Source organism: Pseudomonas sp. 39004, assembly GCF_028682155.1.
Taxonomy (GTDB): domain Bacteria; phylum Pseudomonadota; class Gammaproteobacteria; order Pseudomonadales; family Pseudomonadaceae; genus Aquipseudomonas; species Aquipseudomonas capeferrum.
This window is the reverse complement of sequence record NZ_JANIAG010000223.1, coordinates 1-7444: the sequence shown is the minus strand read 5'-3', so window position 1 is coordinate 7444 and position 7444 is coordinate 1. Positions and strand designations below refer to the sequence as shown.

The window sequence follows — 7444 nt, the reverse complement described above, 5'->3', positions numbered from 1 at the left end:
AAGCGCAGCGGGCAGATTATCTTGCATCCTTCTATTCCCAGGACGGACCTGCCCTCATGAGCGATGCCAACCGCGAGCTGATCACCCGCTTCTACCAGGCCTTCCAGCGCCTGGACGCCGAGGCCATGGTGGCCTGCTACAGCGACGACATCGTGTTCAGCGACCCGGTCTTCGGCACCCTGCGCGGTCAGGATGCTGGCGACATGTGGCGGATGCTGACCACGCGCGCCAAGGGCTTCACCCTGAAGTTCGACAACGTTCGCGCGGATGCGCACAGTGGTAGCGCGCACTGGGTCGCGAGCTACCTGTTCAGCCAGACCGGCCGCACCGTGGTCAACGATATCCAGGCGCGGTTTGTCATCCGTGACGGGTTGATCTGTCAGCATGACGACAGTTTCGACCTCTGGCGCTGGTCGCGTCAGGCACTGGGCGCGCCAGGGGTGCTGCTCGGCTGGACGCCGCTGTTGCAGAACAAGGTACGCCAGCAGGCGTTCAAGGGGCTGCGGGCTTACCAGCACCAGCACGGCAACGTACCCACTCCGTAACACAAAGAGCAGCTGTCGTGAGCGAAGAAGTACTGAGTCAGGCCGTCAAACCGTGGTATGTCTACCTGGTGCGGGCGGCCAATGGGTCCTTGTACTGCGGGATCAGTGACGACCCGCAGCGGCGCTTTATGGCGCATCAGAAGGGGCAGGGCGCGCGTTACTTCAAGACCAGCCCGGCGCAGGCGCTGGTGTATGTCGAGCAGTGGCCGGACAAAGGCGAAGCGTTGCGCCAGGAGCGCCTGGTGAAGCGGCTGCGCAAGTCGGCCAAGGAGGCGCTGGTGGCGTCTTATCAGGTTTAGCGTGCGCCCCCGGCGATATCAATCTTTACGCCGCTTCAACTGGTCCACCAACTGCGTCGGCAGCCCCTTGATGATCAAGGTGCCCGCCACTTCGTCATACTCCACCTTGTCCCCCAGCAAATGCGCCTCGAAGCTGATCGACAGCCCTTCGGCACGCCCGGTGAAGCGGCGGAACTGGTTGAGGGTGCGTTTATCCGCAGGGATTTCCGGCGACAGGCCGTAGTCCTTGTTGCGAATGTGATCGTAGAACGCCTTGGGGCGGTCCTCATCGATCAGGCTGGACAGCTCGTCCAGGGCAACCGGCTCGCCCAGCTTGGTCTGGCTGGTGGCGTAGTCGACCAGGGTCTGGGTCTTCTCGCGGGCCGACGCTTCGGGCAGGTCCTCGCTCTCGACGAAGTCGCTGAAGGCCTTGAGCAGGGTGCGGGTTTCGCCGGGGCCGTCGACGCCTTCCTGGCAGCCGATGAAGTCACGGAAGTAGTCGGAGACTTTCTTGCCGTTCTTGCCCTTGATGAACGAGATGTACTGCTTGGAATTCTGGTTGTTCTTCCACTCGGACAGGTTGATGCGCGCTGCGAGGTGCAACTGGCCGAGGTCCAGGTGGCGCGATGGCGTCACGTCGAGTTCGGCGTTCACTGCCACGCCTTCGCTGTGATGCAGCAGGGCGATGGCCAGGTAGTCGGTCATGCCTTGCTGGTAATGGGCAAACAGAATGTGCCCGCCGGTGGAGAGGTTGGACTCTTCCATCAGCTTTTGCAGGTGTTCGACGGCAACACGGCTGAACGCGGCGAAGTCTTTTTCCGCATCCAGGTACTGCTTCAGCCAGCCACTGAGTGGGTAGGCGCCCGACTCACTGTGGAAGAAGCCCCACGCTTTGCCTTGCTTGGCGTTGTAACTGTCGTTGAGGTCGGCCAGCAGGTTTTCGATGGCATCGGAGGCGCCAAGCTCGGTGTCGCGTGCATGCAGCACGGCGGGGCTGCCATCGGGCTTCTTGTCGATCAGGTGAACGATGCAATGACGAATTGGCATGAAGTCCTCGGCGAGTCTGGGGCGGTGCACGGCCGCGCTGCAAAAGTCGTCCAGTTTACCCCAGAGACAAGGCGATGCAGTGGCCGGATGTTGGCAGAAATGCCGGTTGTTCGTTTTTTGTTCAGTTTTTTGCGTTTTAAGCCAAAACCCCTGAAAAACCTGCATTAAATCGATGTGCGCAGCGGATATTTATCTATTCCTGTGGTAGCTTTGCGCGGTCTTGCGCCCCTCGTGTGGCGCATTGCTGGCAGCACGCTAGCGTCGTGTCGAACCAAACGCCGATTTACGTATCTACATACCCGAATTGGCGCGGCCCTCCAGAATTCAGGGGCTGGCCCGATCACGTCGTAGCTCGCTGCATAACTACTGAATTTGATAGGGAAGGAACATCACCATGGCATTGACCAAAGACCAACTGATTGCCGACATCGCCGAGTCGATCGCCGCGCCAAAAGCCACCGCCAAGAACGCACTGGAGCAACTGGGCCAGATCGTTGCTGACCAACTGGAAAACGGCGCTGAAATCACCCTGCCAGGCATCGGCAAGCTGAAAGTCTCCGAGCGTCCTGCCCGTACCGGCCGCAACCCTTCGACTGGCGCTGCCATCGAAATCGCTGCCAAGAAAGTCGTCAAGTTCGTCCCAGCCAAAGTGCTGACCGACGCCATCAACAAGTAATTGTTGAAGCGTTGACCAAACCGCGTCCGGCTTGCCCGGACGCGGTTTTTTTTCATCCTTGCGTTTTGCGTCGCGCGTGCCAGGCCTGGCGAGCGTTGGCGTCCTGGAAGCTCCAGGCGACCATGCGGCTCTGCTTCTGCCCTTGGCCCATCTCGACAATGCGCACGGCCTGGGCGCCGGCCTTTTTCAGCGCCGCCTCGATGCCTGGCAGGTTGCTGGCCTTGGACACCAGGCTGGTGAACCACAGCACGCTTGCGCCGTACTGCGCGCTTTCCCCGACCATTTGGGTCACGAAGCGGATCTCGCCGCCCTCGCACCACAGTTCGTTGTTCTGGCCGCCGAAATTGAGCACGGGCAGTTTGCGCTTGGGGTCCTGCTTGCCCAGGTTCTTCCACTTGCGCTGGCTGCCGCGGGTGGCCTCCTCGCGTGAAGCATGGAAGGGCGGGTTGCACAGGGTCAGGTCGAAGCGCTCGTCGTCCTGCAGCAGGCCGCTGAGGATGTGCGTGCGGTTGGCCTGTTGGCGCAAGCTGATGGCTTTGTTCAGGCCGTTGGCCTGGACGATGGCCTTGGCCGAAGCCAATGCCACGGGGTCAATGTCCGAGCCCAGGAAGCGCCAGCGGTAGTCGCTGTGGCCGATCAGCGGGTAGATGCAGTTGGCCCCCACGCCGATATCCAGTACGCGTATCTGGGCGCCTTTGGGGATCTCGCCGGCGTTGTCATCGCCCAGCAGGTCGGCGAGCACGTGGATGTAGTCGGCGCGCCCGGGGATGGGTGGGCACAGGTAGTCGGCGGGAATGTCCCAGTGCTGGATGCCGTATTGGGCCTTGAGCAGAGCGCGGTTGAACACCCGTACCGCTTCGGGGTTGGCAAAGTCGATGCTGGGCTTGCCGTGCGGGTTGGTGATGGTGAAGCGGGCCAGGTCGGGGTGGGCCTTGATCAGGCTGGGGAAGTCGTAGCGACCCTGGTGGCGGTTGCGCGGGTGCAGGGTGGGTTTTTCGGTCATGGTCGGATCCGGTGTTGCAGGCCGTGGGGCTGCTTTACAGCCCTTTCGCGACACAAGGCCGCTCCTACAGGATAGCGGCGCCCTTCAAACCGGCGCCGTCCCTGTAGGAGCGGCCTTGTGTCGCGAAAGGGCCGCGAAGCGGCCCCAGCGGTCTATCAGATTGTTACAGCGCAGCAATACGCGCATGCTGCTCGGTGAAGTTGGCCAGGGCCTGTTCGGACTCGGCCAGCTTGGCGCGTTCCTTTTCGATCACCGCAGGCGGTGCCTTGTCGACGAAGGCCGCGTTGGACAGCTTGCCGCCGACGCGCTGGACTTCACCCTGCAGACGCTGGATCTCCTTGTTCAGGCGAGCCAGTTCGGCGTCCTTGTCGATCAGGCCGGCCATGGGCACCAGCACCTGCAGATCGCCCACCAGCGCGGTGGCCGACAGTGGTGCTTCGTCGGCATCGCCGAGCACGGTGAACGACTCGACCTTGGCCAGTTTCTTCAGCAGGGCTTCGTTTTCCTGCAGGCGACGCTGGTCATCGGCATTGGCGTTCTTCAGGAACAGTGGCAGCGGCTTGCCTGGGCCGATGTTCATTTCGGCGCGGATATTGCGCAGGCCGACCATCAGTTCCTTGAGCCACTCGATGTCGCCTTCGGCGGCAGCATCGATGCGGCTTTCGTTGGCCACCGGCCACGGCTGCAGCATGATGGTCTTGCCCTGGACGCCGGCCAGCGGCGCGATGCGCTGCCAGATTTCTTCGGTGATGAACGGCATGAATGGGTGCGCCAGGCGCAGTGCCACTTCCAGCACACGCACCAAGGTGCGACGGGTGCCGCGGGCGCGCTCGACGGGGGCGTTCTCGTCCCACAGCACCGGCTTGGACAGCTCCAGGTACCAGTCGCAGTACTGGTTCCAGATGAACTCGTACAGGGCCTGGCTGGCCAGGTCGAAGCGGAACTGCTCGAGCTGGCGGGTCACTTCGGCTTCGGTACGCTGCAACTGCGAGATGATCCAGCGGTCGGCCAGCGAAAGCTCGCAGGCTTCGCCGTTCTGGCCGCAGTCCTCGCCCTTGTCCAGCACGTAGCGGGCGGCGTTCCAGATCTTGTTGCAGAAGTTGCGGTAGCCTTCGACGCGGCCCATGTCGAACTTGATGTCACGGCCGGTGGAGGCCAGCGAGCAGAAGGTGAAGCGCAGGGCGTCGGTACCGTAGCTGGCGATGCCTTCAGGGAACTCGGCCTTGGTCTGCTTGGCGATCTTCTCGGCAAGCTTGGGCTGCATCATGCCGCTGGTGCGTTTTTCCAGCAGGGCGTCGAGGGTGATGCCGTCGACGATGTCCAGCGGGTCAAGGACGTTGCCCTTGGACTTGGACATCTTCTGGCCCTGGCCGTCACGCACCAGGCCGTGCACGTACACGGTCTTGAACGGAACCTGCGGGGTGCCGTCCTCGTTCTTGATCAGGTGCATGGTCAGCATGATCATGCGCGCAACCCAGAAGAAGATGATGTCGAAGCCGGTCACCAGCACATCGGTGGAGTGGAACTTCTTGAGGAACTCGGTCTGTTCCGGCCAGCCCAGCGTGGAGAAGGTCCACAGGCCCGAGCTGAACCAGGTATCCAGCACGTCATCGTCCTGACGCAGGGCAACATCGGCGCCCAGGTTGTGCTTGGCACGTACTTCAGCCTCGTCGCGGCCGACATAGACCTGGCCGGCCTCGTCGTACCAGGCCGGGATGCGGTGGCCCCACCACAGCTGGCGGCTGATGCACCAGTCCTGGATGTCGCGCATCCAGGAGAAGTACATGTTTTCGTACTGTTTGGGCACGAACTGGATGCGGCCATCTTCCACGGCAGCGATGGCAGGCTCTGCCAGCGGCTTGGTGGAGACGTACCACTGGTCGGTCAGCCACGGTTCGATGACGGTGCCCGAACGGTCGCCTTTCGGCACTTTCAGGGCGTGGTCGTCGATGCTGACCAGCAGGCCCTGGGCGTCCAGGTCGGCGACGATCTGCTTGCGCGCGACAAAGCGGTCGAGGGTGGCGTACTGGGCGGGCAGGGTGGTGTCGACCTGCTCGTTGACGCTGCCGTCGAGGTTGAAGACCTGGGCACTGGCCAGGACCATCGCGTTCTTGTCGAAGATGTTCAGCAGCGGCAGGTTGTGGCGCTTGCCGACTTCGTAGTCGTTGAAGTCGTGAGCCGGGGTGATCTTCACACAGCCGGTGCCGAATTCAGGGTCGCAATAGTCGTCGGCGATGATCGGGATGCGGCGGCCGACCAGCGGCAGCTCGACGAACTTGCCGATCAGGGCCTGGTAGCGTTCGTCGGTCGGGTTGACCGCGACAGCCGCATCACCCAGCAGGGTTTCCGGACGCGTGGTGGCAACCACCAGGTAGTCCTTGCCCTCGGCGGTCTTGGCGCCGTCGGCCAGCGGGTAGCGCAGGTTCCACAGGTGGCCCTTCTCGTCGTGGTTTTCCACTTCGAGGTCGGAGATTGCCGTGTGCAGCTTGGTGTCCCAGTTGACCAGGCGCTTGCCGCGGTAGATCAGGCCGTCTTCGTGCAGGCGCACGAAGGCTTCCTTGACCGCTTCGGACAGGCCATCGTCCATGGTGAAGCGCTCACGGCTCCAATCGACCGACGAGCCCAGGCGGCGGATCTGACGGCTGATGTTGCCGCCGGACTGATCCTTCCACTCCCAGACTTTTTCCAGGAACTGTTCGCGGCCCAGGTCATGACGGCTCTGGCCTTTGGCTTCGAGCTGACGCTCGACCAGCATCTGCGTGGCGATACCGGCGTGGTCGGTACCCGGCTGCCACAGGGTGTCGCGACCCTGCATGCGGCGGAAGCGGATCAGGGCGTCCATGATCGCGTTGTTGAACCCATGGCCCATGTGCAGGCTGCCGGTCACGTTCGGCGGTGGGATCATGATGGTGTAGGACTCGCCTGCACCTTGTGGAGCGAAATAGTTCTCGGACTCCCAGGTGTTGTACCAGGAAGTTTCGATGGCGTGCGGCTGGTAGGTCTTATCCATGCGCGGCGGGACCCTGTGCATTTATTCGGGAAAGCCGGGAAGTATAACCAAGGTGGGGGCCGCAGGCGACACGCGGCTGTCATCTGCAGGCGGGCGGTGGTTTCTTCGCGGGTAAAACCGCGAAGAGGGGCATGCGAGGGGCCGGTTTACTCGGAGCGCTTGATCAAACGTTCGATGCGCGCATCCAGCCGACGCTTGATCTCGTTCTCGATGTGCGGGGTGAAGTCATTGATCACGTCTTGCATGATCGCCTGCGCTGCCGCGCGCAACTCGCTTTCCAGGTGCAACAGGGTGTCCTGGCGGCGGGTTTGCGAATCTTCCTCAGGTTCAGCGACGGCAGGCGCGACGGCAGGTGCGGCATTGCCGCCAGGCTCGTCGAGCAACAACGGGATCTGTTCCACCGTCTCGGTCAGCAGCGGCGGTTGCAGGTCGGCGTCGCCCAGCAGTTGGCGGATCGACTCGAGGTCATCGAGCAGGTGGGCGGAGTCGGGCAAAGGGGAGGGCTTGTCCATCGTCGTCAAAGTCGCTGTAAGCGGTGGTCTTGCAGAGCATAGCCCTGTTCACGGTAGAAACGGAACCGCTCACGGGCCGATTGGCGGATGCTCGGTTCCTCGACGACGATTTCGGCAACCCGTTCGAACTGCCCTGCGAACGCGGGTACGCCAGCCCCCAGGTTGATCAGCAGGTCACGGTGTTGCCCGGCATCCTCGGCAAGCCCTAAGGCCACGGTGGCATCAGCGTGCAGCTCCGCCAGGTCGTGAGGCACGAAAGCCTCGCCTTTGAAGTGCCATAGACGTTGGTCCAGTTCGCTGCGCTGCTCGGCGTCCTGGCAATGCAAGTAGACCCGGTGGCCGAGGCGCCAGGCTTTGTCGCACAACTTGCAGG

At 62.6% G+C, this 7444-nt stretch carries 8 protein-coding genes; 3 read left to right on the top strand and 5 right to left on the bottom strand.

What is annotated here, in order from left to right; translation table 11 throughout:
* Nucleotides 1-56 precede the first annotated feature (56 nt).
* Both NP534_RS24455 and NP534_RS24450 read left to right on the top strand, forming a co-directional pair.
* Nucleotides 57-545, top strand: coding sequence for a nuclear transport factor 2 family protein (locus NP534_RS24455; protein WP_274100420.1), 489 nt, complete (start codon nucleotides 57-59; stop codon nucleotides 543-545).
* A 17-nt stretch (nucleotides 546-562) separates the two neighbouring features.
* On the top strand, nucleotides 563-844 hold the full coding sequence (locus tag NP534_RS24450; protein WP_274100419.1) for a GIY-YIG nuclease family protein: 282 nt from the start codon (nucleotides 563-565) through the stop codon (nucleotides 842-844).
* An 18-nt stretch (nucleotides 845-862) separates the two neighbouring features.
* Here NP534_RS24450 and yejK read toward each other — a convergent pair whose 3' ends face one another.
* Nucleotides 863-1870 (bottom strand): nucleoid-associated protein YejK, encoded by a 1008-nt coding sequence (gene yejK / locus NP534_RS24445; protein ID WP_033701074.1) that lies wholly within the window; start codon nucleotides 1868-1870, stop codon nucleotides 863-865.
* A gap of 394 nt (nucleotides 1871-2264) precedes the next feature.
* Between yejK and NP534_RS24440 the strand changes: the two genes are divergently transcribed.
* Nucleotides 2265-2546, top strand: a complete 282-nt coding sequence (locus tag NP534_RS24440; RefSeq protein WP_003255106.1) for an HU family DNA-binding protein — start codon at nucleotides 2265-2267, stop codon at nucleotides 2544-2546.
* Between the two features lie 52 nt (nucleotides 2547-2598).
* Here NP534_RS24440 and rlmF read toward each other — a convergent pair whose 3' ends face one another.
* The 4 genes from rlmF to NP534_RS24420 form a co-directional block, all read right to left on the bottom strand.
* Complete coding sequence (gene rlmF, locus NP534_RS24435) at nucleotides 2599-3549, bottom strand: 23S rRNA (adenine(1618)-N(6))-methyltransferase RlmF (protein ID WP_274100418.1); 951 nt, start codon at nucleotides 3547-3549, stop codon at nucleotides 2599-2601.
* Between the two features lie 163 nt (nucleotides 3550-3712).
* Complete coding sequence (locus NP534_RS24430; RefSeq protein WP_274100417.1) at nucleotides 3713-6559, bottom strand: valine--tRNA ligase; 2847 nt, start codon at nucleotides 6557-6559, stop codon at nucleotides 3713-3715.
* Nucleotides 6560-6705: 146 nt separating this feature from the next.
* Nucleotides 6706-7071 carry a hypothetical protein gene (locus NP534_RS24425; protein ID WP_033701069.1) on the bottom strand — a complete coding sequence of 122 codons (366 nt, stop codon included), beginning with the start codon at nucleotides 7069-7071 and terminating at the stop codon, nucleotides 6706-6708.
* A gap of 5 nt (nucleotides 7072-7076) precedes the next feature.
* On the bottom strand, nucleotides 7077-7444 hold a 368-nt coding region (locus NP534_RS24420; protein ID WP_274100416.1), incomplete at its 5' end, for a DNA polymerase III subunit chi.